Below are 26,887 nucleotides of genomic sequence, written 5' to 3'. Positions count from 1 at the left end.
GCTCTTCCGCATCGTTTGTCTCCTCGTTTGGAGAACAGGCTAACTTCAAACCGCGGACTTTTCAGGGGAGCAGGTCACTCGAACGTTCGCTTTTAGGGGGTAAGGATCGTTTCGTTGGACCCTACCAACTTGTTCACCAGTCTACGCGGCGTATAGTGCAGATATGGAAAATGAAGCCCCAAAGAAACAAAAGACGTCGGTCCGAAAACGAGCCGATGAAATCAAAGAGTTTCGATGCAAGAACTTGATTGCGGTCATTGAAGATCCCGTGGACATCAAGAATATCGGAACGGTCATCCGAAACGTCAACGCGCTCGGTGTAGAAAAGGCCTACGTTGTTGATCCACGCAAAGCGCTGCCAAACGATTGGCAGGCTATGCGGGAAAGAAAATCCTTGTCGTCAACTTCCGTGTCTGCGGTGAAATGGACATTCGTTAAACGGTTCGACAGCACCGAAGAGTGCATGGACCATCTCGAACACAAGGGCTTTGTGTCCGTGGTTACGTCTCCGCATGTTAAGGGGAAATCTAACGTCTACCTCCATGATGGTGACTTCACCAAACACACGAAACTTGCTGTTTGGTTCGGGAACGAAAAACGCGGGATTAGTGAAACTGCAGTCAGCCGTAGCGAAATGTGCGTCGCAGTACCCATGTTCGGCATGATCGAAAGCCTGAACCTTGGCACATGTTCGGGAATCGTTCTCTACGAGGTGACTAAACAGCGACGTGAGTATCAAAGCCAATACAGACGCGCTCGGCATAAGGGCAAGCGAACGAGACCGCTTCCAACCGTTATACCGCGTGAGCAAGAATAACGGCATCCGTTTGACCGGACGCAGCAGAAAAGCTGCCAATCGTGCAGACAGCAGCATCCGATACTCCGGCCTCTATGTGCTCATTGAGGTCCGAGTTCCAGCGCCATCTACGCGCGCCGCGAACTGCACAGGGCGCCCAATGCGGCGCCCTTTTTCTCGACGGCCCGCAAGCTACGCCCTTGTCATCTAATTTTTGACCTGCCGCATTCCTGGCCTAGCTAAGACATCTAGGTATCGTTGGAGGTCGCCAATGTTCAGGTTTGCAAGTTTTGTGTTTTCGCTGGTGCTTCTGGCGCTGCCTGCGGGGGCAGAGGACAGGGACCGGATCACTGGCGTGATCGGGGCCCAGATCGAGGCGTTTCGCGATGATGACGTCACGCGGGCTTTCGGTTTTGCCTCCCCCCGCATCCGCAGCCTGTTTGGCACGCCCGAACGCTTTGGCGAGATGGTCGAGCGCGGCTATCCCATGGTTCTGCGCCCAAACCAGGTCCGCTATCTGGAGCTGCGAGAGGTCGCCGGTAACCTCTGGCAACGGGTGCTGATCACAGATCAGGACGCGCGGCTGCACCTGCTGGATTATCAGGTTGTCGGGGAAGGCAGCGATTGGAAAATCAACGCCGTGCAAATCCTGAAAGTGCCACAAGGCAATGCCTGAAGGCATGAGGCCCGGTGCAGGAGCAGCGCGCGCCTGTCTGACGCCGGATTAAGCCGGACATTCTAAACCCTTTCTGATCTGCGCTGCTGGCGCGTCGTGGCATAGGAAAGGGTTTCCCATGAACAAGGTGATCACCGATGGGCTGCAACTGACGCCTTTACCGTTCGAGGAAGGGCTGGATCAGTGGTCCAGCGGCGATGGCACGCCGGGCTCGGATACTTATGACGGGGTGGTGAACGCGGCCTATGTGGCGGCGGATGCGGATTTTGGCGGCTGCCTTGAGCTACAAAAGCTCGACAGCACGCAAAAGCTGCGTTTCATGGGAAAGACGCCGATCTTGCCGGGGTGTTACCTGCAGGTCCGCGCCCGTATCAAGGCGATCAGCGGCGCGCTTCCGACGGTGCGGGTCGCGGGCTGGGCCGGGCAGGCCAATAACAGCCACCTGTCCGGGGTGGTCGAAACCGGCACCAGCACGACGCTGACCTCGTATGGGCAGGTGGTGGAGATCACGGCCATCGTCGGGACTGGCAGTCGCAGTGGGGTGGATATGCCCTGGGGCCTTGCGGCCGACCACGGGCATTTCGGACTGGACCTGATTGGCCCCAATGGCGGCGTTGTGCGGATCGACGATATCGAGATCACCGATATCACAAGCGCCTTTCTGCGTGATATGATCAGCCTTGTGGATGTGACGGATTTCGGCGCCATCGGGGACGGGGTTCAGGACAACACAGCCGCCTTTGAAGCCGCCGATGCTGCCGCCGACGGGCGCCGGGTTCTGGTGCCGGAAGGGGAATTCTATCTGGCCGAAACGGTGTCGATGTACAATGAGATGGTGTTCGAAGGCACGCTCTCCATGCCGACAGACAAAATGTTGCTCATGCGGCGCAATTTCGATTTTCCCGCCTATGCCGCTGCCTTTGGTGACGAAGAGCTTGCCTTCAAGAAGGCATTTCAGGCGCTGCTCAACAACGTGGATCATGAATCGCTGGATCTGCGGGGGCGCATGATCACCGTGACAAAACCGATCGACATGCAGGCGGCGGTGCCGAACCGCAGCTCTTATGCCACCCGCCGGGTGATCCGCAACGGTCAGTTTTCCGCCGTGGGCGGCGCGGCCTGGGATACCGAAACCGTGAGCTCTCAGGCGACCTACGACAGCGGCGATCCGCGCAAGCTGCGCAACGTGGCCAATATCGCCAATATCGCCATTGGCGCATTGGTCGAAGGCAGCGGGGTGGGGCGGGAAATCTACGTGCGGGCCAAGAACACCGGCGCGGGTGAGCTGACGCTGAACGCGCCGCTTTATGACGCGGTGGGCACGCAGAATTTCACCTTCAAGGACTTCAAGTATCTGCTGGATTTCTCCGGCTTCAGCCAACTCAGCAAATTTGGCATGACCGAGGTCGAGGTGCAGTGCAATTCCCATTGCAGCGCCCTGCGCCTGCCGTCGGCGGGCACCGTCTTCAGTCTCGATCATTGCTTCATCTCCAGGCCCAAGGATCGCGGGATCACCTCGATCGGGTCGGGCTGTCAGGGCATACTGGTCGACAATTGCCAGTTCCTGTCCGCCGAAGAGCCGCTTGATGTGCCGGACCGGAGCAGCGTGGCCATCAACGTCAACGCCAATGATGCCAAGCTGCGCAACAACCGTGCCAGCAAATTCCGCCATTTTGCGCTGTTGGCCGGGGCGAATAATACGGTCACCGGCAACCATTTCTTTCAGGGTGACAGTATCGCCAATGGCGTGCGCACCGCCGGGCTGGTGCTGACGAATACCTATTGTTCGACGACCGTGTCCGACAATTACATCGACAATTGTTTTGTCGAATGGACGAACGAACAGGACCCGACGCCGGATTTCAGTTCAGGCTTTTCCTTCAGCGCCCTGTCGATCACTGACAATGTGTTTCTGTCTGGTGAGGTCGCGCCCTGGTTCAGCTATATCGTGGTCAAACCCTATGGCACCGGGCATTTCCTGAACGGTGTCACGGTCTCGGGCAACAAGTTCCGGTCGATCAATGGTTTCATAGACCGGGCTGAACGGGTGGATACCAGTTTCTCCGGGCTGGATTTCAGCCGCAGCAAGATGGTCTTTTTCGAAGGCAATACCTTTCACGGGATCACCTCTCCCGCCGCCAGTCCTCTGCGGCTGGAATACACCCAAGGCAGCGCTGCCACGACCTGGACCATCGACACGGATGGGCAGCTGCCGTTTGAAGGCCACGCGCGCAAGGTGGATGCGATTACCGCTCTGGGGCCGATCAGCACCTCTGGTGGCAGCAAACGCTATGCCATGCCCTATGCCGAGGTCGAGCAGGGTAGCGGTAAGGACCGGGTCAAGCTGAACTGGCAGGACGCGGTCAAGGGAGAGGTGCAGGTGATCGTGCGGGTGGACCGCTAGCGCGCCACTCAGGCGGGGGCCGTAAGATCATCTGGGGTTAGGACAAAGGCCTTGCCAAAGCCGCCGTTCAGATGTCCTGCTGTCACGTCCAGCCGGACAAAGGCAAAATCGCCAAACCCGATGTAGAGCTTCGCCTTGGGGTGGTCCTGCAGGTAATGCGCGGCCAGGCGGGCGTGTTCTTCGCCGGTATTGGGGATGAACTGCGCATGACCCTGCAGGCTGAGCCGGGGATGCGTCAGGGGATCACCCTTGTCACCCGGCTCCCCGACGAGAAAGGAACAGGCCGCGTTGTTCTGCAAAGCACGCGTGTGGGCGGAGAGGGCCGAGATCAGGCTGATCGGATGCCCTTCTGGCGACAGGCCAAAGGCGACACGCGTGACCAGCGGTGTGCCATCCTCGGTAATGACTCCCAGGGCGGCGAAACGTGCCTTCTCCATCAGTGACCGGGCAAGGCTGCGGGCGTCGTCATCGGTGGGGCGGATTGGATCTGTCATCGGATTGTTGTCCTGAGCCTGTTTCAGAACCTATGCCACAGGGATATTTTCAGGCCAAGGCTCTGCCTGTCGGCCTGTTTGTGCTCCAGCCCCACAACCAGTTCCTGACCGGGTGCCGTCCGGTATCGCAGACTTGGGGTGATGGCATAGGTCAATGGCGCCCCGACGCTGCGGGAGGTTTCGATCTGCAGCATTGGCGACAGGGCCGATCGGGTGTTGAGGCCAAAGGTGGCATCAAGTTTCCAGATCGGATCGGGGAGGCTGGCCCGGTATTCGTAACTGGCATCCAGCGAAATCCAGCCGCTGGCGCGGGCGGTCGTGAAATCATGCCCGAAGGACAGGGTGGCGCGGGACATGGGACTCCAATAGCCACGCTGGTGACTGCCGCCACCTGCGACTGTCAGCGCCAGCCGGGGCCGGGTTTCCCCGGTGGTCAGCGGGATCCGGGCAAACAGCAGGGCGTGGCCCGTTTGCCGGTCGTTCTGGTTCAGATCCACCCCAAGGGTCAGCCACGGCGACCAGCCGTATTCCCCGAAATACCCCAGCTCATGGCGCAGAGTGCCATCCTCGGTCTGCCGCAGGGTGGCGCTGGTGGCAACAAAACCCTGGCCCGTCTGACGCAGCCAAGCCCCGGCCAGCGCGGGCGGCGCCAGAAGCAGGCTGAACAGGCAGGAGAGGATCCAGATCCGCAATTGAAACTCCCCTGGGTTGCTTTGTTGATTTGGAATCAACCTTTGTATGTTTTTGCCACAAACTCAAGTTGCACGCGGAAAACAGTCTTGTTTGCGGCAAAATCGTCGTAGGGTGGAGGTGTTCAGGGCCAATCACGGGAGGAAACGATGCCGACAATTTCCAAAACGGCCGATATTCAGACGGTCATCACCACTTTTGAAATGACACCGGGAACCTGTCAGGATCTGCTGGATGCGCTGACAGACGCCTATGACAATTTCATTTCCCGGCAGCCAGGGTTCATTGCGGCGGGGCTGCACGTGAATGATGCGCAAACCCGGATCGCAAACTATTCCCAGTGGAAACGGCGCGAGGATTTCATGGCGATGCTGCGCTCGGAGGAAATGCGTGAACGCAACCGCCAGATCAGCGCCCTGTGCCGCAGTTTCGAACCGGTGATGTACGAAGTTGCCGCCACCTTTGACTGAGATCTGCAAATAGACTGATATGGATCAAGGCCTTGGGGGCACGCGCCGGGCATGTTGTCCCCAAGCCCGAATGACTGGAGGACCCAATGTATCACAATATTCTTGTACCGATTTCCTTTGACCCTGACCGCGATGTATCCGCACCTTTGAAACTGGCGCGCCTCTTGGCGACGCCTGAGGCGAAGATCACCCTGCTGCATGTGGTGGAACAGATCCCGTCCTACGCGATCACCTATATGCCGGCCGATTACATGGCCGAGGCCCGCGCTGCGCTGGAAAGCGAGCTGTCGGCACTGGCGGATACCCTGCCCAATGCCAAAGGTCTGGTCATTGAAGGGCATTCGGGGCGGTCGATCCTCGATTGGGCCGAGCAGAACAACCCCGATCTGATCATCATCGCGTCACACCGTCCGGGCATGCAGGATCTGCTCTTGGGCTCGACCGCAGCGCAGGTGGTGCGGCACGCCGGTTGCGCCGTCCATGTGGTACGCTGAGGTGATCTGAAACGGTATTCCTGAACTTTCAGAAGCGAGAACGGGGGCGCGTGTATCGTGCCTCCGATCTGTTTTGATCCGATGCCTAACCGGACCGACAGGTCTGATCATCCAGCCAGCCCGACCAAACGGTGCAAAGCCACGGCGGCCAGCCGCACGGCTGTGCTGCCCGGCTGTACGCCCTTCAACAGAGCGGAGCGGAGCAGCGCCTTGTTGGAATTCAGCGCATCGGCAATGCGGGAATAATAGACCTGTTTTTCCTCTGGCGCCCGCAGCAGGATGGTTTCGGCTTGCTGGATCGCCTTCCGCGTCTGTTGTTTCATCCTCGGCAGGGCAGAGGGTTTGACCGGAGTGTATACCTCAAACCCACGACGTTTGGGTTTCGTACCCGGATCGCGGTTCTTGGCAATCGCAGCGCTAAGGGTGTTCTCGACAAGGTCCAGCGCCTTCTGCGCTTCGGAATAGGCCGTGTTGCCGCGCAGTTTGTCGCCAGACCGTTTGTAAACCAGCCGGTAGCAATCGTAGCGGTAGACCCATTCGACATTTTCGCAGCGGCTGAAGCCCCGCGATAGGGTATTGGCGACGCTTTTGCTTGTTGCGGCGGACAGGCCGACAGAGGACCCGCTGCCTCCGTAACCTGCATCGCCGCCAGCGTGAAGTGCTCCTGCGGAGATCACAAACAGGCCAAGGATGGCAACGCGAAAAATACTCATAAACAAAACTCCTGTGTACCAATGTCAGGCTAGCACAGAATGATGATCAGGCAAGGAGGCAAACCGGGGCAGGAGGCGTCTTGCAATCCCCTGCACAGGATCTGAACAGGCTCAGATCACTTCCATTTTCGTTTCACATTGCCGCCGCGTTGTCCTGGCTTGCCCGCCGTGGACCTGCCACGGGTTTTCACCGCAGCCTCAGCAGCCGCATCGACGGCGGACTGGCGGGCCAGCGGATCGTCTGAGACCGCCAGATCCACGGCCTCCAGCCGTTTGACCTCGTCCCGCAGGCGGGCGGCTTCTTCGAACTCGAGGTTCTCGGCGGCCTTGCGCATCTGCTCCCGCAGCCCGTTGAGGTGGGCTTCGAGATTGGCGCCATGCATCGGCTTGTCGATATTGGCGGTGACGCGGTTCATGTCCACATCGCCCTGGTAGAGACCCGCCATGACGTCCTCGACGTTCTTCTTGACGGTTTCCGGCGTGATGCCGTGTTCCTCGTTATAGGCGATCTGCTTGGCCCGGCGGCGGTCGGTTTCTCCGATGGCCCGCTCCATCGAGCCGGTGATCCGGTCGGCATACATGATGACACGGCCATCGGCGTTCCGCGCCGCGCGACCGATGGTCTGGATCAGCGAGGTTTCAGAACGCAGGAAGCCTTCCTTATCGGCATCCAGGATGGCCACCAGCCCGCATTCGGGAATATCAAGGCCCTCCCGCAAGAGGTTGATGCCCACCAGAACATCAAAGGCGCCAAGCCGCAGATCGCGCAGGATTTCGATTCGCTCCAGCGTGTCGATGTCGCTGTGCATGTAGCGCACCTTGATACCCTGCTCGTGCAGGTATTCGGTCAGATCCTCGGCCATGCGTTTGGTCAGCACGGTACAAAGCGTGCGGAAGCCATCGGCAGAGACCTTACGGATCTCGTCCAGCAGGTCGTCCACCTGCATGTCGACGGGGCGGATTTCGACCATTGGGTCCAACAGACCCGTGGGTCGGATCACCTGTTCGGCAAAAACGCCGCCAGCCTGTTCCAGTTCCCACGCGGCGGGGGTGGCCGAGACAAAGACCGACTGCGGCCGCATTGCATCCCATTCCTCAAACTTCAGCGGGCGGTTGTCCATGCAGGAAGGCAGCCGGAAGCCGTGTTCGGCCAGGGTGAACTTGCGCCGGTGGTCGCCCTTGTACATGGCGCCGATCTGCGGCACCGAGACGTGGCTTTCGTCAGCAAAGACAATGGCGTTGTCAGGGATGAATTCAAACAGGGTAGGGGGCGGCTCGCCGGGCGCGCGGCCCGTCAGATAGCGCGAGTAATTCTCGATCCCGTTGCAGTGGCCGGTGGCCTCCAGCATTTCAATGTCGAAATTGGTGCGTTGCTCCAGCCGCTGCGCCTCCAGAAGCTTGCCGTCTCCAACCAGCTGATCCAGCCGCATCCGGAGCTCTTTCTTGATCTCGATAACCGCCTGGTTCAGCGTCGGTTTCGGCGTCACATAGTGGGAGTTCGCATAGACCCGGATCTGTTCGAAACTGCCGGTGCGCTCCCCGGTCAGCGGATCGAACTCGGTGATCGCCTCCAGTTCCTCGCCAAAGAACGACAGTTTCCACGCGCGGTCTTCAAGGTGTGCCGGGAAAACCTCAAGCGTGTCTCCCCGCACCCGGAACGAGCCGCGCTGGAACGCCTGATCGTTGCGCTTGTACTGCTGGGCCACCAGATCGGCCATCACCTGCCGCTGGTCGTACATCTCACCGACCTTCAGATCCTGGGTCATTGCCGAATAGGTCTCGACGCTGCCGATACCGTAGATACAGGAGACCGAGGCGATGATGATCACGTCATCGCGTTCCAGAAGCGCCCGCGTGGCCGAGTGGCGCATCCGGTCGATCTGTTCGTTGATCTGGCTTTCCTTCTCGATATAGGTGTCGCTGCGCGGCACATAGGCCTCGGGCTGGTAGTAGTCGTAGAAGGATACGAAATACTCGACCGAGTTTTCTGGGAAGAACCCCTTGAATTCACCGTACAATTGCGCCGCCAGCGTCTTGTTCGGGGCCAGAATGATGGCCGGGCGCTGGGTTTTCTCGATCACCTTGGCCATGGTGAAGGTCTTGCCTGTACCAGTGGCGCCCAAGAGCACCTGATTGCGCTCGCCTTCGTTGACGCCGGCGCTCAGCTCCGCAATTGCGGTGGGCTGATCCCCGGCCGGGCTGAACTCCGTGTTCATCACAAAGCTCTTGCCACCTTCCAGCTTGGGGCGCTGGACGGCCTCGCGTTCGGTCATCATCGGCAGCGATTTGTCGGAATGGGCGTAGGGCATTGGCGCTCCTCAGTCTGGCGGCCATACACTTGATCTCTTTTTGTTCCAGATCAAGGGGGCAGGGGCAAGTCCTGGGCAAGTTCCCGAAAAATTGCACGGCACTGCGACGGAGCTTGCGGCCTGCTGCGTTGCAGAAAGAGTGGCGTAAAACGATCCGGGGACAAAACCATGCGGAAGCTTATTTTCTGGAGTCATTTGACGGTCGGCCTGATGGTTGCCCTTGTGGTGCTGATGCTGTCACTGACGGGGCTGTTGCTAACCTATGAGGCGCAGATCACCCGTTGGGCGCAGACACCCGCCGTGTCCGAAGTGGGCACAGAGAGGCTGTCTGCGGATGAACTGGCAGGCATCGCCCCGATTGAAACAGGGGGGCGGGCGACAGCGCTTCGTTTTGCAAAAGATCCGGATGCCCCCGTGGCCGTGCAGGTCGGGCGAAATTCCACACTGTTTCTCGATCCATTCACCGGCGATTTACTGCCGGAACAGGGTGCGGGAGTCGCTGCATTCTTTTCCACGGTTGAACATCTGCACCGCTGGTTTTCGCTCTCTGGCGATGGGCGCGATCTGGGCAGGGCGGTGACAGGGGCCGCGAACCTTGGCTTTCTGTTCATTCTGGCAAGCGGCCTCTACCTTTGGTGGCCCCGGGCGTGGAAATGGCGGATTGTCCGCATGAACCTGTGGTTTCGCAAAGGCCTGCCCAGCAGCAAGGCCCGCGATTACAACTGGCACCATGTCTTCGGCTTCTGGGCGCTTGTGCCCCTGCTGGCGATTGTGGTGTCAGGCGTGGTGATCTCCTACCCCTGGGCCAGCGATCTTGTGTTCCGCCTTTATGGCGAAGAACCGGTGCAACTGCGTCGGCGGGCAGGGGCCGGGCAGGGCGCGTCGGACGCCGTGGCCGAGGTTTCAGGTCTCGATCTGGCGCTGTTGCAGGCCAGCGCGAATATTCCGGACTGGCAGCGGATGGAAGTTGCGCTGCCGGTTGCAGAAAAAATCCGCATCACCGTCGACAGCGGCACCGGCCGCCAGCCGACGAAACAGGTAACGCTGACCATGGATGCCCGGGATGGGGCGGTATTGGATCGCAGTGACTTCTCTGACCGCAGCGCGGGTCAGCAGGCGCGGATATTCCTGCGGTTCCTGCATACCGGAGAGGTTTTTGGCCTATTGGGGCAGACTTTGGCGGGGTTGGCGGCCGCATTTGCTCTGGTGATGACCTATACCGGCGCGGCGCTCAGCTATCGCCGCCTGATCCAACCGCTGTTGCGGCGCAGGCGCAGCAGGCAGACGGGTTAGCATTGTCGCAATACTAAGGATAAATCGATCTTGCCGCAGCGCGCGTATCATCGCATATAGGCAGCATCGGATGAGTAGGAGACTGCAATGCAAGCGCGTATTTACCGGCCAGCGAGAAACGCCATGACCTCGGGCATGGCCAAGACGCGGAAATGGGTTCTGGAGTTTGCACCCGCAAGCGCCCGCGAGGTTGATCCTCTGATGGGCTGGACTTCCTCTGCCGATACCCAAAGCCAGGTCCGCCTGCGCTTTGACAGCAAGGAAGAGGCGCTGGAATACGCCAAGGATCACGGCATCACCGCCGAGGTGGTCGAACCGAAGACCCGCAAGACCAACATCCGCCCCGGCGGCTATGGCGATAACTTCGCCACCAACCGCCGCGGTCCCTGGACCCACTGAACCTGTAAATCGGGGCAAGGTTGTCGCGGAATCGGGGCAAAGATTTCGCGGAGCCTCAGATTTAGATATTGGTGAGCGCGGCGCACAGCATGTTGATGCTTGTCGCATCGCCGCCGGAATCCCCCCGAACACGATTCCCTCAGGGCGACCCAACCGGTCGCCCGTTGTATTTCCAGATCTGCCAGAGTGCCCATCATGATCATTACCCACCTCGTCACCCACAATGGCGGTTTCCACGCGGACGAACTTCTTTCCTCGGTCATCCTGACCCGCCTGTTCCCGCAGGCCGAGGTGGTGCGCACTCGTGACGCCGCGTGGATCACCCCCGGTGAGGGCAAGATCATCTATGATGTCGGCCGCGATTATGACGCTGAGGCGGGCATTTTTGACCACCATCAGCGCCCCAATCCCCTGCGTGAGGACGAACAGCCCTACAGTTCCTTCGGTCTGATCTGGAAGCATTTCGGCCTTGACTACCTCCGCGCTTTGGAGATCCCCGAGGCCGATCTGGAAGACATCCACGCCAGCTTTGAGCAGAGCTTTGTCCTGCCCATCGACCTGATAGACAACGGCGCGATGAACCCTTCGGTCGCAGGTCCGCTGACGCCTTTGACCCTCTCGGTCCTGTTGGAAAGCCTGAAGCCCGTCTTCGACAACCGCAGCGCGGACGCGGACGATAAAGCTTTTGCAGAAGCTCTGCCGATCGCGCGGGCGTTTGTCGAGGCGTCGATCACCAAGAAAGCCGCCAAGCGTCGTGCCGAAGCCATGGTCATCAAGGCGATCCAGGATGCTGGCCACTCGCGCATTCTGGAATTGCCCATGGGCATGCCCTTCCGCTCGGCCATTGAGGCGACTGGCGCGGACCACCTGTTGTTCGTGGTGGCCCCCCGTGACAATGACTGGTCCATCGGCGGTATTCGCATCAGCGGTGACAGCTTTGAGCAACGCGCCGATCTGCCCGCCGCATGGGCTGGCCTGACCGACAAGGCATTGGAAGAAGCCAGCAGCGTCAAAGGCGCAAAGTTCTGTCACAACGGACGGTTCATCGCGGTTGCCAGCAGCCGTGAGGCAGCCCTTAAGATGGCTGAACTGGCCGTCGAAGAGGCTAAGCGCACAGGCGCCGCAGCCTGATCTCGCCGCAGCCTGATCTCGTAGGAGGGCACGATGGATTTCCTGCTGAACGGAGACGAAACGGGGCGAACCACAATCCTTCTGGCCCATGGTTCTGGCGCAGCGATGGACACCCCTTGGATGGATACGGTTGCCGAAGGGCTGGACGCCCAAGGCTTCCGCGTCGCCCGCTTCGAGTTCAGCTACATGTCCGCCCGTCGCACTGGTGGCTCTAAGCGCCCACCGGCAAAGGCCGACACCTACGCGCCGGAATTTCTTGCCGCCATTGACGCGCTTGGCTGCGATGGTCCGCTGATCATTGGTGGGAAAAGTATGGGCGGCCGCGTGGCCAGCCTGATCGCTCAGGACCTTTATGACGCGGGGCGGATCAAAGGAATGCTGTGCCTCGGCTTCCCGTTCCATCCGCCGAAGAAGCCCGGCAATCGACGTGGTGAGAACCTTGCCGAGATAACCTGTCCAACCCTCATCTGCCAAGGCACCCGCGATCCATTCGGCACGCGGGAAGAGGTGCAGGAATACGATCTGTCCAATGCCGTGACCCTGCACTGGCTGGAAGACGGCGATCACGACCTGAAGCCCCGTAAACGGTTGACCGGAAAGACTCTTGAGGACCAACTCCTTGAGCTCGCGGAGCAAGTCAAGGTCTGGGCAAATTCCTGCTTCTGATTGGCTTCGTCAATATTCGACTGGAGAAATCTAGGCGCCAATTTCGGCCCAATCCGGCCCTGCGTGTGAGACAGCGCGTATGACCGCTCGAAGCCTTTACCCGTGTCGTAAGCTACCTGGAAGCGGGAAAATGGTATTTGACGCAGTCACAACGGTTTCGATGGTTGAGGCGTTCCAGACCGCGATCCCCCTTTGCGATCTCCCCGAATATCTCGGCGCAACGAAACAGCAAATTGAAGTTCTCTCTCTCGGCGGCATTGTTCTCCCGCTGACCCTAAGGACGAAACGCGGCTCGGTTCGGCACGTCCTCTTTGGTCGATCGCACCTTGATCAGCTACTGGCATTAATCGCCGGTTTGTCGGCAACACCGGTGTTCGGCGAAGGCGCTTCTGCATCCGATCTTTTATGCTTGCCAGCGTGGGGCCGACCGATTTGAGTACCTGTTTTCCGAAATTCTCAACGGAAACATCCCGGCATTCCGACATCCCCGCAAGCAAGGGATTGAATTACTCCTTGTAGATGTTGTCCCCTTGGTTTTCGCGAAAAACGCAGCCTGACCTACCCCCGCAGATCTTGAGATGGAGCCCGCTTCGGAGGACTTTTCTTTTCTATTTCAGGGAGTTCGCGGGATCTTGCCCCTATTCTCGCGGCATCCTTGCTCCGAGGGAGGAAAGGCGTAAAATAAGGCTTTGAAATCATGTTGAATTTTTTGCCGCGTGGAAACAACTTTGCCCCGACTTACAGAACCAAAGATGCCCGAAACCGTGATTGTACCGGCCCGTCCTTCGGATCCCGATGCGGCGGTTCTGATCCGGCGCCACCTGGATCAGATGGCCGCGCAATCACCGGAAGAGAGCTGTCACGCGCTGGACGGCAGTAGTCTTGAAGGTCCGGACGTGCAGTTCTTCCTGCTGCGCCGTGATGGTCAGGCGATCGGTATGGGCGCGCTGAAGCGGCTGGCGGATAACACCCGTGAGCTGAAATCGATGCACACGCTCTCTGAGGCCCGCGGCAGTGGCGCGGGCAGGGCCATTCTGGACCATCTCCTGAAGCTTGCCCGTCAGGAAAGCGCCTCTGGCATTTACCTGGAGACCGGCTCTACCCCAGAGTTCCTCCCGGCGCGAAAGCTTTATGAAAGCTACGGATTTTCGGAGTGTCCGCCCTTTGGGGACTACAGTGAAGATCCCTGGTCTGTCTTTATGCATCTGGACCTGTCAGCCGCGCCTTGACCCTTGCATTGCGGGTGTCGTAACTGGTCCTCAGCGGTCCCTTAGCTCAACTGGATAGAGCAGCTGACTTCTAATCAGCAGGTTCGGGGTTCGAGTCCTCGAGGGATCGCCATTATTGGGAATGTGCCAATTAGGCATAAGTGAGCTACTCCCCATTTGTTGGACAGGATCTGGCGCAATTTAAGCTACTCTTTGCATCTGCTGATCGGTTTGGGTTGTTTCATTTCGCTGCCAATAGATCACAGCGGGTGGTTGGCCGCCAAGGGCGGAATGTGGGCGCTTGCGGTTTTAGAACTCGATCCACTTTCCGACACCTGCTTTCGCTTCCGACCCGGTCTCCCAGGAATGCAGGTAGACACACTCGTATTTCAGAGATCGCCAGAGCCGTTCAACGAAGATGTTGTCGAGGAACCGCCCCTTGCCATCCATTGAGATACGCACGCCGGATCGGCGCAACCGGTCCGTCCAGGCGAACGCTGGACAAGCTCGTCATCCCCAGAACGACCTTCTACCGCTGGTATGATCGGTATTTGTCGGGCGGCCCTGAGGCGCTGAAAGATCGCATTCCCAGGCCGTCGCGGGTCTGGAACCGCATCCCTGAGCCGGTGTGCGAGAAGATCAAGGACCTAGCACTGCAGGAACGCGATCTGTCGCCGCGCGAGTTGGCCGTGCGATTCACTGACACGGAAAAGTATCCTCGCCATGGTCTCTCGGACCAGTGGCGCTCCCATGGCTCGATGTCAGAGGCTTCGGTCTATCGCATCCCAAAGGCCTAAGACCTGATCACCAGCCCGGCCTATGTGGTTCTGTCCGCCGCTGACGAGTTCCGTGACAAGACGACCCGACCGAACCAGCTTTGGCAGACCGACTTCACTTACCTGAAGGTCATCGGCTGGGGCTGGTTCTACCTGTCCACGACCCTCGATGATTACAGCCGCTACAACATCGCCTGGAAACTTTACACGACGATGAAGTCAGGCGATGTGACCGACACGCTCGACCTGGCGCTGCAGGCATCGGGTTGTGATCAGGCGAAGGTTCTGCACAAGCCCCGCCTTCTCAGTAACAACGGGTCGGGTTACATCTCGGACGAGTTGGCCGATTGGCTGGAAGATCGGCAGATGGATCATGTCCGCGGTGCCTCATATCACCCGCAAACCCAGGGCAAGATCGAGCGCTGGCATCAGACCCTGAAGAACCGCATCCTGCTGGCGAACTACTTCCTGCCCGGCGATCTCAGGCAGAAGATCGACGCCCTCGTCGAGCATTACAATCACCGACAATGCCACGAGAGCCTGCAATACTTCACCCCGGCCGATGTCTACTTCGGGCGCGGCCAGACCATCCTGAAACAACGAGAAAGGATCAAGCGAAAGACTATCGAAACCCGGCGCTTGCTTCACCGAAGATACGCTGCATAATCAAACCAACCAGATGAGCCAGACCCTCTCTTCGCTCAGGCTGCCAAATGGCCCAAAATCTCTGACGACGGACACATCGGGCTTCTCTCGTTTGCCAGTCATCGCTGATCCTCCAATTTGCGGGACAAATCTATCCCAGTTGGTGGACCACTTTCAGGGGGCTACTCCAAGTTCCGGGGCAGATACACCGCTTGCCTTCATAGGGTTAGTTTCACGCAATCCCGCGCAAGAGTTCAATGAGCTTGCCCGCATCGTCCTTGCCAATCAGGGACTCGAGTGCGGCGTCTTGATCCTGCACTTCCTCACGAACCTGCAGCATCCGCTTTTTCCCGAGCGCGGTCGGCAGCACGTTGATCTGGCGATGATCTGCCTGCGCGACTTGACGATGAACAAGGCCATCCGAAACCAGACGGTCCACTAGTTTGGTCAGGGTAGGGGGATTCATCAGCACAACTTCTGCCAGCTGCCCCATGGTCAGCCGTTGGTCCGTTTCCAGCGTTTCAAGGATGCGCCAGGCTTCGATCTGAATGCCGTGTTTTTTAAGCCGGGCATTCAAGGATGCCGACATTTTCCGATGTGCCGCTGCCAAAGCATACGACAGATAGTCCTGAATAGGGTTTTCGCGCGTTTCCATAGGGGTCACTTCTCCACAGAACTCGAAATTAATTGACTTGGAAAGTAAGATCAATTGGTATGTAGCGGTTCCTGATCCTCTAGGGAAGGGGTGAGCCAATTTGAATGTGTTACCAGTTGTTCCAACTGAACTTGAGGAGCTGCGGGATAATCCGGTGTTGCGCGGCAACGGTACCTATCGGATCGCCCTCCTTATTCCACTGTGTGGCGCGGCGGGTCTTTGGGCCCCTTCTTGCATCTCGAGCGCACAGGTCGCGGTCGAAGAACTGAACCGGGCAAATGGTATTGATGGCCGCAAGGTGCAACTCATCATGATCGATGCGGCCATGGAGGCGAGCATCTCGATCGAGGAAACCGTCAACGATCTGATCGAAACAAACTCTATCGATGCCATCGTCGGGATGCATATCAGTGCGATCCGGCAGCGTCTGAGCAAGATTGTCCGTCAACGCATCCCTTACATCTATACGCCTTTATACGAAGGCGGTGAGCGCACGGACGGTTTGTTCGCCATTGGCGAAACCCCGCAAGAACAGCTCGGCCCATCGATGCAGCACATCCAGAATGAGTATCGGCCCCGAAGCTGGGCCCTGATCGGCAACGACTATGTCTGGCCAAGAACCTCGCATAGCTACGCGAAGGGCAAGCTTCAGGAAATGTCGGTCGGGTTGGCTTATGAGAAATACCTGCCGTTTGGCCTGAAGAGCATGAGCATGTTCGTCGAAGAGATCTCCCGCTCGGGTGCGGAAGCCGTGCTGATCTCGCTTGTCGGGCAGGATGCCGTCGCGTTCAACAGGGCTTTCGGCAAGGCAAACCTTCATGACCGGATGGTGCGATTGTCTTGTGCAATCGAGGAGAACGGCCTGCTGGGCTGCGGCGCGCAAAACAGCAAAAGATTGTTCGCCGCGTCCTCCTATTTCGGAAGTTTGCCGACAGATGCGAACCTGGCGTTTAAGGAAAAATATTTCAACGTACACGGGGATCAGGCGCCGGTTTTGAACGCGCTCGGGCAGTCGACCTACGAGGGGGTCCATTTCCTGGCAGGGCTGATGCAGGGGCATGCAACAGTCTGGCGGGAGCACAGTGTTTCTCCCGCGTTGCCGGTGATTCACCGAAGCGGTCGGAAGCTCTCCTCTTTGAACACGAGTGAACGGGCGCCGATCTACCTTGCGCGGGCTGACGATCTGAGATTTGAAGTCATTAAAGAGTTATAAAACAGTATCTTGAAGTGAAATGATTTCCAATTCAAATTATTTACTTGAAATGGAAATAAAATTCTCCCACGCTTTTGTGAACGAATGGATCGCGGACGGACACCTCCGACGATCGGTCACATGGGGAGATTTGCTTTGCTCTGGGTTGTCCTGCTGGTTCTGCTGGTAATCGTCGCTCTGGTCGCGATCTGGTTTCTTCAACGCTACTACGCGAAAGCTACTCTGGATACGGCGCTGGTCAGAACCGGCTTCGGCGGATCGCGTGTCGTAACGGACGGCGGGTGCCTATCCCTGCCGATCCTGCACCAGGTTCAGAAAGTCTCGATGGGGGCGCTGACCTTTGGCATCAACCGCGAGGGGCGCGACGCCGTCCTGACGCGCGACAAGATGCGGGCCGATGTTCAGTTCGAGTTCGAGCTTCGCGTCGCACCGACCAAAGAAGGGATCTCGACGGCGGCCCAGGCGCTGGGTTCTCGGATCGCCCGTGGAGGTGACACGGTCAAGGACGTCTTCGCTGGCTCCCTCGTGGATGCGATCCAGCGCGCGGCGGCGGTTCGGACCTTAGAAGAAATTCACCTCGATCGTTCCGGTTTTTCCGACGATGTGGCTAGGGCAATTGATACCCAGGCTTCCAAGTTCGGGCTGACCCTGGTGTCGGCCTCCTTGCTGGCTGTCGATCAAAGCGATCTGAGCCAATGGAACGAAAATAATGCCTTCAACGCGCAAGGCATGCGTCAACTGGCCGAACTTGTCGCGGATCAACGCAAGGCGCGCATCCGCATTGAAACCGAGGCCGAGGTCGCCGTGCGTGAAAGCCACCTGGCGCAACATCAGCGGCAACTCGAACTGCAGCGTGCAGAACGTGAAGCAGAGATCGCCCTGCAAGAGCATCTGGCAAAGCTTGAGGCGGACGCCAAGTCCCGCGAAGACCGCGCCCGCGATGAAGCAAAACTCGCGAGCGAGACCACTCGGATCGAAAACGAGAAACGGGTGAAAGCGACGCAGGTGGAAAGTGACGAGGCGCTGCGAAGGGCCGAGATGGCAGCCATCCGGACGCTCGAAGAAGAGAAGATCAACAACGACATTCAGATTGCCAAGAAGCGCGCGGAGGAGGCCGAAGCCCGTGCCGAAGAGGAAGAGGCCAGAGCAAAGGTCATCCTCGCGGCCGAAAGCGTACAGGCCCAGAAGGAACGTGCCATCGCCGAACGCGAGCGCGAGATCGCCCACCTGAAACAGGAGAAAGAGCTTTCGCTCGAAGGGGCCAAGGTTAAGCGGGATGTGGAGACGCTTCTGGAGAAGGCCAAGGCCGATGCCGCCGCTAAAACCAAGGCGAGCGAGGCAGAGCGTGTCCGGATGGAAGCGGAAGCCGCCGGTCGCATCGCACTGAACCAGGCCGAGAATACGCTTGGCGATGCGGTGATCCGGATGCGCCTGGAAGAGCGCAAGCTGGACCGCCTGCCGGAAATCATGACGCAGATGATGAAGCCGGTCGAAAAAATCGACTCTATCAGGATCAACCAGATTTCCGGCGCGAGTGGAAGCAACGGCGCCGGAGAAGGGGTCGATGGCGCATTCGGTGCCGCCATGGATCAGATCCTCGGAATGGCGGTGCGCCTGCCTGCGATGAAGCAGATGGGCGAGGAAATCGGACTGGATTTCGATGCCAACCTCGCTGGCCGCACTGCGGACTATGCAAACCGCATCAAAGACAAACCCAAGACCGAGAAGTGACGGGCCAACCGTCCAGATCCCCAACCGGAACGACAACAGGAAGGAAACTGATATGTCCCTGAACCGCCGAAACTTCTTGGCCAGCACAGCCGCCATCGCAGGCACCTCGATGCTGCCTCGCGTGGCCCTTGCCGCCGACACGATCAAGTTGGGGTCGATCCTCGACACCTCGGGCATATTCGATGCTTACGGCAAGCCAATGGATATGGCGATGCGCCTGGCCGTTGACGAAATCAACGCGTCTGGCGGCCTTCTGGGTAAGCAGGTCGAGGTTGCGGCCTATGATACGCAATCTGACATGGCGCTCTATTCTCAATACGGTCAGCAACTGACCCGCCAGGACAAGGTCGATGTTGTGCATGGCGGCATCCTGTCCGCCTCGCGCGAGGCGATCCGCCAGACAATGCGCAAGACGAAGACGCTCTATTTCTACAATGTGCTCTACGAGGGCGGTGTCTGTGACCGCAACATCTTCATCAATGGCGTGACACCTGCACAGCAGGTCGAGGCCCTCGTTCCCTACGCGATGAGCAAATCCGGCAAGAAGGTCTACATCCTCGCTGCTGACTACAACTACGGTCAGATCACCGCGCGCTGGATCCAGAAGTTCGTGGCTGACAACGGTGGCGAGACTGTCGGTGTCGATTTCTTCCCGCTGGATGTGAGCGATTTTGGCTCAACCATCGCCAAGATTCAATCGGTTGGTCCCGACCTCGTCATTGCACCGCTCGTCGGGGGCGCGCACCTGTCGTTCTTCCGTCAGTGGGCTGCCGCCGGCATGAAAGACCGCATCCCTCTGGCATCGACCACGCTTGGCGTCGGCAACGAGCATAAGGTTCTGACCCCGGAAGAGGGCAACGGGATCATGGTGGCCTACAACTACAGCCAGGAACTCGATACTCCCGCGAACGCCGCCTTCAAGGAGAAATGGGCAGCCGCCTACGGTGACAGCAACCTGATCCACGAGATCGCCGTATCGCATTATCAGGGCATTCTGACCTGGGCCGAAGCCGTGCGCCAGGCAGGGTCGCACGAACGGGACGCCGTGATTGCAGCCCTTGAGACAGGTCTGTCGATCGATGGCCCTGCAGGGAAAATCACGGTCGATCCCAAGACGCACCATGCCGTTCTCGATGTGCATCTCATGGAATTCGAGAACCAGGGCATGAAAGTGATCGAAACACTGCCACAGCGACAGCCGGTCGACACTCAGGCCGTCTGCGATCTGGAGGCCAATCCGAACGACAATACCCAGTACGAAATCCAAATCTGACCGCTCACAGATTTTAGCGGGGCGGCAGGGTCGCCCCGCACGCCCGGACTGTACTCCTCTTCCAACGGAATTTCTTTCTCATGGATTTAACCGTCGTCATACTTGTCGAGATGCTTTACGCGGTTGCCTCGCTGATCCTCATCAGTGCCGGCCTCGCGGTCGTCTTCGGAATGATGAAAGTGATCAACCTTGCCCATGGCGAGTTCATGATGATGGGCGGGTACGCCACCATCACAGCCGTGAACCTCGGCGTGAACATCTTCATCGCCATGCTGGTGATCGCGCCGATTGTCGTCGGGCTTATCGGGCTCGTGGTCGAACGGCTGGTGATCCGTCATCTCTATGGGCGGCTTGTCGACACGATGCTCGCAACCTGGGGGTTGAGCCTGTTCTTCATCGGTCTGGCGACAATGATCTTTGGCAATACGACGACAGGGATCTCAACACCGATCCCCGGCTTTGCCATCGGAAATTATCAGGTTAACGGCTATAACTTCTTCATCATCGTGGTCGCGATCCTGCTGCTTATCGGAACGCTCACGATCCTGAAGGCGACACGCGCAGGTTTGATCGCGCGCGGTACGATGCAACGCTCTGACATGGCGGCGGCCCTGGGCTACAGCCCGGACCGCATCTACATGGCAACCTTCTTCTGCGGCTCTGCTCTGTCTGGTTTGGCAGGCGCGGTCCTCGCGCCGCTGGTCGGGCTCGTCCCGACATCGGGCGGGGCCTATATCGCCAAGGCGTTCATCACGGTGATCGCGGGCGGGCCGTCCCTTATCGCGGGCCTTTTCTCAAGCGCGGGCCTCTTTGGTGTCGTCAACCAAGTCTTCACCTTCGCCGTCTCGCCGGTCATCGGCGAAGTTGCACTTCTCGTGGCCGCAGTCATCCTGCTGCGCCTTTTGCCACAGGGCATTACCGGCAAATTCTTCAAGGGGAAGCTGTGATGCAAGGGAGCCTTTCAAAAGACGCCATCACGACCATCCTTGTTACCGCAGTTCTGATCTGGGTCATGCCCTTGATGATTGGCACCTACACGCTGACGGTTCTGATCGTCTACGGGATGCTTGGGTTAAGTCTCGGTCTGATCTGGGGCTTCGGCGGCATCCTCTGCTTTGGCCAGGCCGCTTTTTTCGGGCTGGGCGCCTATACCTACGCCATTGCCGCCATCAATATCGGTGAAAGCACGGTTCCGATGATCCTCGCCGTGCTGGTTCCGGCGGTGTTTGCGGCTCTGCTTGGGGCGATGATGTTCTATGGGCGCCTGAATGACGTCTATCTCGGCGTCATCACCCTGGTCGTGACGCTGATCCTGTTCAAGTTCATCAACTCGACCGCCGGGCCGCAATACGTGATCGGGACCGCGCGTCTGGGTGGTTTCAACGGAATCCCCGGGTTCCAGACGTTGAACATCCCCGGACGCCCGGATGACTACATCTGGGGCGACAGTTACTTCTATGTCTGCGCCGTCCTTCTGGGCGCGGTCTACTTCCTCGTCTCTGCCTTGCTGAGGTCAAGCTTCGGCCGTGTCGCCGTCGGTATCCGTGAAAACGAAACCCGCATGTCTTTGATGGGATATGACGTGCGGATCAGGAAAACCGTCCTCTTCGCTGCGGGTGCAGCGATTGCCGGGCTGGCCGGGGCGCTGTTTGCGAACTGGGCTGAGATTGTCACGCCGAGCCTGTTTTCCCTTGGCCAATCTGCCGAGATCATCATCTGGTGCATCGTTGGTGGACTGGGTACCCGGTTCGGTCCGGTTCTTGGCGCGGCCGGGCTGGCTTATCTGAAATTTCTTCTGGGACAGCAGAGCATCATCGACAACACGTTGATCACCGGTCTGATCTTGGTTCTTTTCGTTCTTTTCCTGCCCAAAGGCGTCGTCCCGGCGCTGGCGGGGCTATGGAAAGTGAGCTTTGGCCGCCGCCCTTTGGGACGTATTCACCAGCAACGGCGTATGAGAAACAGGGAGCGTCAGAATGGCTGAAGTTGTTCTTGAAACCCACGGGCTGACCATGCGCTTTGGCGGCGTAGTGGCCTCCAACAATGTCGATTTCAAACTCCGTGCAAGAGAGCTCCGCTGCTTGATCGGTCCGAATGGGGCCGGGAAGTCCACCTTCTTCAAATGCGTCACCGGTCTCCAGACCCCGACTGAGGGCGAGGTCTATATGCGCGGTATAGAGACCACCCATTGGATGCCGCATCAGATTGCCTCGCTCGGTGTCGGTATCAAGACACAGACGCCGAATGTCATGGACAGCCTGAGCGTGTTCGAGAACATCTGGCTTGCCGCCCGGCGGTTTCATGACGTTCAGGAAGCCAACCTGAAGACGCAGGAGATCATCGAGCGCCTCGCCTTGGGATCGATTGCGCGCGACGATCTGGGGCGGTTGGCGCACGGCGAACGGCAGCGCGTTGAGCTTGGCCTCGTGGCGGTCGGCGACCCCTGGTTGGTGCTGCTTGATGAACCTGCGGCCGGGATGAGTGCCGAGGACGTGGAGCGCATGACCGGCATCATCCATGAGCTGAACAAGACTGCGGCGATCATCATCGTCGAGCACGACATGCAATTCATTCGCTCGATTGCCGACATGGTGACGGTTTTCCACCAGGGAGAAGTGTTGATGGAAGATCACGTAGATCGCGTCATGTCGGACCCCACCGTTCGCAACGTCTATCTTGGAAAGAAGAACTGAGATGACAGAGGGTGTGACAGAAATCCTGAAGGTCAAAAGCGTCTCGGGCGGCTATGGAAAAGTGCCAATCCTGCACGGGATCGACTTTGCCGTCGGCGAAAACGAGGTCGTGGGCATTCTCGGCCACAATGGTATGGGCAAGACCACCCTCCTGAAGACGTTGATGGGCTTCCTGCCAACCGGGTCCGGGGCAATCCGGTTTCACTCGACGGATATCACCGGGATGGCACCTTTCGAACGGGCAGGGCTTGGCATGGGTTACGTGCCACAGGGCAGAGGCATCTTCCCCCAGCTTTCCGTGCGCGACAACCTGCGGTTCGCCTGGCATGAATATGCAGGGGCCTCCGAGCACGACGTGATGGAGGCCGTGCTCTCGGATTTCCCGCGCCTGCGGCCTTTGCTGGACCGCGAGGGGGGCGCCCTTTCTGGCGGCGAACAGCAACTTCTTGCCCTGGCCCGCTGTCTGATGGGGGATCCGGATTTCCTGCTGTTGGATGAGCCAACAGAAGGCATCCAACCTTCGATAATCGAGGAAATGGGCGAAACACTCCTTGATCTGCGCAAAAGCCGGGGGCTGTCCATCCTGCTTGTCGAACAGAACTTCGACTTCATTTCCGATCTGTCCGACCGGGTACTCGTGCTCGAACGTGGCCGGATCACCGGAGAGTTGAGCAAGGCAGATCTTTCGGATCAGGGAAAGGTCGATCAGTTCTTGGGGTTCGGAGCGGCGAGATCTACCCGAGGACAAGCTGGGGGGCAGTCGCCCGCACGACCGACCGCGACGGGACAGGCTCAGTATCAGGCAAAACAGACACAGTATCAGGCGGCACGGGCGATTGAACCAGCTGCCGCAAGTGTGGGGACCAACATGACCATAAGACGACCGACACTTTCGCAAATGCGTGAAATGGCGAACCGGTTTGGGATGAACCTGCCGGATGCGGATCTTGAGGAATATCGTGAGATCATCGAGCCTTACATGCAGGCCTATGATCGTCTCGACGCGATGCCTGACTACCTGCCAGAGGTCCGTTATCCGCGCAGCCCCGGCCGGTTCCCGAACCCGACCGAGAATCCGCTGAATGCCTGGTATGTGAAGACCGAAGTGCGCGGCGCACCGGATGGCAAGCTGCGCGGCAAGCGCATCGCGCTGAAAGACACGGTTTGCCTGGCTGGCGTGCCGATGATGAATGGCTCGTCCATCATGGAGGGGTACACACCCGAGATCGACGCCACAATCGTCACCCGGATGCTGGATGCAGGCGCCGTCATCGCGGGTAAGGCACATTGTGAAAATTTCTGCCTCTCGGGCGGCTCGCACACCAACGCCAAAGGGCCGATCCACAACCCCTGGAAACGCGGATATATGGCCGGAGGTTCCTCTGGCGGGTCGGCGGCGCTTGTCGCCTCGGGCGAGGTCGACATGGCCATCGCAGGAGACCAGGGTGGTTCCATCCGCATCCCGGCCTCCAATTGCGGCGTCTATGGGATGAAGCCTACGCATGGGCTTGTGCCCTACACCGGGGCAATGCCGATCGAGCAAACCATCGACCATCTCGGCCCGGTGACGAATACGGTCGCAGACAATGCACTTTTGCTGGAGGTGCTGGCTGGCGAAGACGGGCTCGATCCACGCCAGTACAAGCCCACGGTCTATAGCTATACCGAGGCTCTGGGGCGCGGCGCGCATGGGATGCGCATCGGAGTCCTTATGGAAGGGTTCGCCCACGAGAATTCGGAATACGACGTGGATACCAAGGTTATGCAAGCCGCCGAGCGTTTTCGGGAACTCGGTGCGCGGGTCGAGGAGGTGTCGATTCCGGAACATTATACCGCCATGGATGCCTGGACAGCGATCACGCTTGAGGGCCTTCAGGATGGCATGATGTGGGGCAATTCGACGGGCACCAACTACAAGGGGCTTTTCCTGCCTTCCATGACCGACCACATGTCGCAATGGCATGGCCGCGCAGATGAGCTGAGCCATTCGCTAAAGGCCTGCATGTTCGTAGGTGAGCATTTCCAGCGCCAGTATCGGGGCCGCTTCTATGGCAAGGCGCAGAACATCATGCGGCTCTGCAATGAACGCTACATGGCGGCGCTCAAGCAATACGATCTGCTGTTGATGCCGACGCTGCCGATCAAGCCGCAACCGCATCCGCCTGCCGATTGCTCGCTCAGCCTCTATGTGCAGCGCGCCTTCGAAATGGTCGCCAACACAGCGCCCTTCAACGGCGGTCTGCCGGCGATGAGCATCCCCTGCGGCCTGAGCGAGGGCTTACCCATCGGCATGATGCTGGTGGGGCCACACTATGGAGAGATGAAGATCTATCAGGCGGCTGATGCCTTTGAGAAATCTGGCGATTGGCGCAACATGTAAGGGAGGATCTACATGTCAATCCTGAACGAAAGTCTGGCAACACGGATATCTGATTGGGCGCCCCAGACCGAGACAACCACGGACACCATCGCTCCGCAGGATGGTCAATCCTATGTCCGTGGGCCATCGACCCCGCCACTTGCCTATATCACCATTCCCCAGCTGTTGCGGGATGCGGTATCAAGGTTCGGCCCCCGCGATGCGGTCGTGTTCAGCGAACAGAATATCCGGTTGAGCTACTACGATCTCGACCGCGCGGTGGACGAGCTTGCCTCCGGTCTCCTGGCGCTTGGTCTCGAAAAGGGTGACCGGGTCGGGATCTGGTCTCCCAACCGCTTCGAATGGGTTCTGACGCAGTTTGCAACCGCGCGCGTCGGGCTTGTCCTGGTGAACATCAACCCGGCCTACCGCCTGGGTGAGTTGGAATACGCTTTGAACAAGGTCGCATGCAAGACCATCATCGCGGCCAAATCCTTCAAGGCCTCCGATTATGCAGGCATGCTCCGCAACCTCGCTCCGGAGCTGGAAAATTGCGAACCGGGTCGGCTTCGCTCGGCAACTCTGCCGCATCTGCGAAACGTCATCATCATGGATGACCAGCCGGGTCCAGGGGCCTACTCCTTCGAGGAGCTTAGGAAGCTCGGCGGCCCGGCCCAGCAGCTCCGGATCCCTGAGATCGACAAGACGCTCAGCCCGGATGACGCAATCAACATTCAATTCACCTCCGGCACGACGGGTATGCCGAAGGGCGCAACTCTCTCGCACTACAATATCGTCAACAATGCCCGCTTCGTGACGGATCGCATTCGCCTGTCCGAGACGGACCGGCTGGCTATCCCGGTGCCACTTTATCATTGTTTTGGTATGGTGATGGGCGTCCTTGGGGCCATCGGAAAAGGAGCGACCATGGTCTTCCCCGGCGAGGGTTTTGATGCGGCGCAGACCCTTGACGCGCTGGCCAAGGAACGTTGCACGGCGGTCTACGGGGTGCCGACGATGTTCGTTGCGATGCTCGAAGATCTCGGCGATACGCCCCGTGATCTCTCCAGTCTGCGTACCGGCATCATGGCTGGCGCTCCGTGCCCGGTTGAAGTCATGCAACGTGTGAACTGTGAAATGAACATGAAAGAGGTCACGATCTGCTATGGGATGACGGAAACCTCGCCCGTCTCCTTCCAGAGTTTCGTGGACGACCCCACCGAGAAGCGCTGCGAGACAGTCGGTCGGGTTCATCCGCATCTGGAGATCAAGATCGTCGATCCGGATGGGCGGATTGTCCCGGTTGGCACCCGGGGAGAGCTTTGCACCCGCGGCTACTCGGTCATGAAGGGGTATTGGGAGGATCCGGAGAAGACCGCCGAAAGCATCGTGGATGGCTGGATGCACACCGGCGATCTTGCCGTGTTCGACGAGGAGGGCTTCTGTTCCATTGTTGGCCGCGTGAAAGACATGATCATCCGGGGCGGAGAAAACATCTACCCACGCGAGATTGAGGAATACCTGATGCGGCATCCGAAGGTGAGCGATGTGCAAGTCTTCGGCATTCCGCATGACACCTTGGGCGAGGAAGTCTGTGCTTGGGCGATTGCAAAGCCCGGCGTGGAGTTGGAGGAGGAGGAGCTTCGCGAGTCACTGAAGGGTCAGATCGCCCATTTCAAGATCCCTCGGCACGTCCGGATCGTTGACGAACTTCCCATGACGATCACGGGGAAGCCACAGAAGTACGTGATGCGCGACAAGATGGTCGCTGAGCTCGTGGCCTAGACACTGGCCCCTTT

At 58.9% G+C, this 26,887-nt stretch carries 24 protein-coding genes, 1 tRNA gene and 2 pseudogenes; 21 read left to right on the top strand and 6 right to left on the bottom strand.

Annotation, left to right across the window (positions count from 1 at the left end; translation table 11 throughout):
* Positions 1-163: 163 nt before the first annotated feature.
* The 3 genes from SM765_RS09970 (at position 164) to SM765_RS09960 (ending at position 3,876) form a co-directional block, all read left to right on the top strand.
* Positions 164-817, top strand: coding sequence for a TrmH family RNA methyltransferase (locus tag SM765_RS09970; protein ID WP_274838766.1), 654 nt, complete (start codon positions 164-166; stop codon positions 815-817).
* Positions 818-1,067: 250 nt separating this feature from the next.
* Complete coding sequence (locus SM765_RS09965) at positions 1,068-1,472, top strand: DUF4864 domain-containing protein (protein ID WP_274838765.1); 405 nt, start codon at positions 1,068-1,070, stop codon at positions 1,470-1,472.
* A 118-nt stretch (positions 1,473-1,590) separates the two neighbouring features.
* Complete coding sequence (locus SM765_RS09960; protein WP_274835650.1) at positions 1,591-3,876, top strand: glycosyl hydrolase family 28-related protein; 2,286 nt, start codon at positions 1,591-1,593, stop codon at positions 3,874-3,876.
* 8 nt (positions 3,877-3,884) lie between these two features.
* Here SM765_RS09960 and SM765_RS09955 read toward each other — a convergent pair whose 3' ends face one another.
* On the bottom strand, positions 3,885-4,370 hold the full coding sequence (locus tag SM765_RS09955; RefSeq protein ID WP_274838764.1) for a HugZ family pyridoxamine 5'-phosphate oxidase: 486 nt from the start codon (positions 4,368-4,370) through the stop codon (positions 3,885-3,887).
* A gap of 23 nt (positions 4,371-4,393) precedes the next feature.
* On the bottom strand, positions 4,394-5,062 hold the full coding sequence (locus SM765_RS09950) for a hypothetical protein (RefSeq protein WP_274838763.1): 669 nt from the start codon (positions 5,060-5,062) through the stop codon (positions 4,394-4,396).
* 147 nt (positions 5,063-5,209) lie between these two features.
* Between SM765_RS09950 and SM765_RS09945 the strand changes: the two genes are divergently transcribed.
* Positions 5,210-5,530, top strand: a complete 321-nt coding sequence (locus SM765_RS09945; protein WP_065270639.1) for an antibiotic biosynthesis monooxygenase family protein — start codon at positions 5,210-5,212, stop codon at positions 5,528-5,530.
* 86 nt (positions 5,531-5,616) lie between these two features.
* Complete coding sequence (locus SM765_RS09940; protein ID WP_065270638.1) at positions 5,617-6,024, top strand: universal stress protein; 408 nt, start codon at positions 5,617-5,619, stop codon at positions 6,022-6,024.
* 107 nt (positions 6,025-6,131) lie between these two features.
* On the opposite strand, the gene SM765_RS09935 is transcribed toward SM765_RS09940, so the two are convergent.
* Together SM765_RS09935 and uvrB are read right to left on the bottom strand one after the other, a co-directional pair.
* On the bottom strand, positions 6,132-6,737 hold the full coding sequence (locus tag SM765_RS09935; protein WP_274838762.1) for a hypothetical protein: 606 nt from the start codon (positions 6,735-6,737) through the stop codon (positions 6,132-6,134).
* Between the two features lie 116 nt (positions 6,738-6,853).
* The gene (uvrB, locus tag SM765_RS09930) at positions 6,854-9,046 is read right to left on the bottom strand and encodes an excinuclease ABC subunit UvrB (RefSeq protein ID WP_274835647.1); all 2,193 of its coding nucleotides are present in this window, start codon (positions 9,044-9,046) and stop codon (positions 6,854-6,856) included.
* A 168-nt stretch (positions 9,047-9,214) separates the two neighbouring features.
* On the opposite strand from uvrB, the gene SM765_RS09925 reads away from it, so the two are divergent.
* From SM765_RS09925 to SM765_RS09895, 7 genes are all read left to right on the top strand, one after another.
* On the top strand, positions 9,215-10,339 hold the full coding sequence (locus SM765_RS09925) for a PepSY-associated TM helix domain-containing protein (protein WP_274838761.1): 1,125 nt from the start codon (positions 9,215-9,217) through the stop codon (positions 10,337-10,339).
* Positions 10,340-10,426: 87 nt separating this feature from the next.
* Positions 10,427-10,738, top strand: a complete 312-nt coding sequence (locus SM765_RS09920) for an ETC complex I subunit (RefSeq protein WP_065270634.1) — start codon at positions 10,427-10,429, stop codon at positions 10,736-10,738.
* Between the two features lie 195 nt (positions 10,739-10,933).
* On the top strand, positions 10,934-11,869 hold the full coding sequence (locus SM765_RS09915; protein WP_274838760.1) for an MYG1 family protein: 936 nt from the start codon (positions 10,934-10,936) through the stop codon (positions 11,867-11,869).
* 33 nt (positions 11,870-11,902) lie between these two features.
* On the top strand, positions 11,903-12,535 hold the full coding sequence (locus tag SM765_RS09910; protein WP_274838759.1) for an alpha/beta family hydrolase: 633 nt from the start codon (positions 11,903-11,905) through the stop codon (positions 12,533-12,535).
* A 130-nt stretch (positions 12,536-12,665) separates the two neighbouring features.
* Complete coding sequence (locus SM765_RS09905) at positions 12,666-12,971, top strand: hypothetical protein (RefSeq protein ID WP_274838758.1); 306 nt, start codon at positions 12,666-12,668, stop codon at positions 12,969-12,971.
* A gap of 292 nt (positions 12,972-13,263) precedes the next feature.
* The gene (locus SM765_RS09900) at positions 13,264-13,764 is read left to right on the top strand and encodes a GNAT family N-acetyltransferase (protein WP_425537485.1); all 501 of its coding nucleotides are present in this window, start codon (positions 13,264-13,266) and stop codon (positions 13,762-13,764) included.
* A 35-nt stretch (positions 13,765-13,799) separates the two neighbouring features.
* Positions 13,800-13,876, top strand: a tRNA-Arg gene (locus SM765_RS09895).
* A 68-nt stretch (positions 13,877-13,944) separates the two neighbouring features.
* On the opposite strand, the pseudogene SM765_RS23065 reads toward SM765_RS09895, so the two are convergent.
* A pseudogene (locus tag SM765_RS23065) lies at positions 13,945-14,232 on the bottom strand (integrase core domain-containing protein); the annotation flags it as partial.
* Between SM765_RS23065 and SM765_RS09885 the strand changes: the two are divergent.
* Positions 14,226-15,185, top strand: a pseudogene (locus tag SM765_RS09885) (DDE-type integrase/transposase/recombinase); the annotation flags it as partial. The pseudogenes SM765_RS23065 and SM765_RS09885 overlap by 7 nt on opposite strands.
* A gap of 211 nt (positions 15,186-15,396) precedes the next feature.
* On the opposite strand, the gene SM765_RS09880 reads toward SM765_RS09885, so the two are convergent.
* A complete protein-coding gene (locus SM765_RS09880; protein WP_065270629.1) occupies positions 15,397-15,819 on the bottom strand; it encodes a MarR family winged helix-turn-helix transcriptional regulator in 423 nt (140 codons plus the stop codon).
* A gap of 106 nt (positions 15,820-15,925) precedes the next feature.
* Between SM765_RS09880 and SM765_RS09875 the strand changes: the two genes are divergently transcribed.
* From SM765_RS09875 to SM765_RS09840, 8 genes are all read left to right on the top strand, one after another.
* Positions 15,926-17,032 carry a substrate-binding domain-containing protein gene (locus SM765_RS09875; protein WP_274838778.1) on the top strand — a complete coding sequence of 369 codons (1,107 nt, stop codon included), beginning with the start codon at positions 15,926-15,928 and terminating at the stop codon, positions 17,030-17,032.
* A gap of 135 nt (positions 17,033-17,167) precedes the next feature.
* Positions 17,168-18,763 carry a flotillin family protein gene (locus tag SM765_RS09870; RefSeq protein ID WP_274869701.1) on the top strand — a complete coding sequence of 532 codons (1,596 nt, stop codon included), beginning with the start codon at positions 17,168-17,170 and terminating at the stop codon, positions 18,761-18,763.
* 52 nt (positions 18,764-18,815) lie between these two features.
* Positions 18,816-20,036, top strand: coding sequence for an urea ABC transporter substrate-binding protein (locus SM765_RS09865; protein ID WP_065270627.1), 1,221 nt, complete (start codon positions 18,816-18,818; stop codon positions 20,034-20,036).
* A gap of 80 nt (positions 20,037-20,116) precedes the next feature.
* On the top strand, positions 20,117-20,983 hold the full coding sequence (locus SM765_RS09860; protein WP_065270626.1) for an ABC transporter permease subunit: 867 nt from the start codon (positions 20,117-20,119) through the stop codon (positions 20,981-20,983).
* Entirely contained in the window at positions 20,983-22,020 is a 1,038-nt protein-coding gene (locus SM765_RS09855; RefSeq protein ID WP_274838756.1) for a branched-chain amino acid ABC transporter permease, read from the top strand. The genes SM765_RS09860 and SM765_RS09855 overlap by 1 nt, the downstream gene beginning before the upstream one ends.
* Entirely contained in the window at positions 22,013-22,729 is a 717-nt protein-coding gene (locus tag SM765_RS09850) for an ABC transporter ATP-binding protein (protein ID WP_274835639.1), read from the top strand. The genes SM765_RS09855 and SM765_RS09850 overlap by 8 nt, the downstream gene beginning before the upstream one ends.
* Position 22,730: 1 nt before the next feature.
* On the top strand, positions 22,731-25,109 hold the full coding sequence (locus SM765_RS09845; protein WP_274830904.1) for an amidase: 2,379 nt from the start codon (positions 22,731-22,733) through the stop codon (positions 25,107-25,109).
* Positions 25,110-25,121: 12 nt separating this feature from the next.
* A complete protein-coding gene (locus tag SM765_RS09840) occupies positions 25,122-26,873 on the top strand; it encodes an AMP-binding protein (protein WP_274838755.1) in 1,752 nt (583 codons plus the stop codon).
* Positions 26,874-26,887: the final 14 nt, after the last annotated feature.

The sequence above is a fragment of the Pseudophaeobacter sp. 1A09344 genome (assembly GCF_041008745.1).
GTDB lineage: Bacteria > Pseudomonadota > Alphaproteobacteria > Rhodobacterales > Rhodobacteraceae > Phycobacter > Phycobacter gallaeciensis_A.
This window is presented reverse-complemented; position numbering and strand designations above follow the sequence as displayed.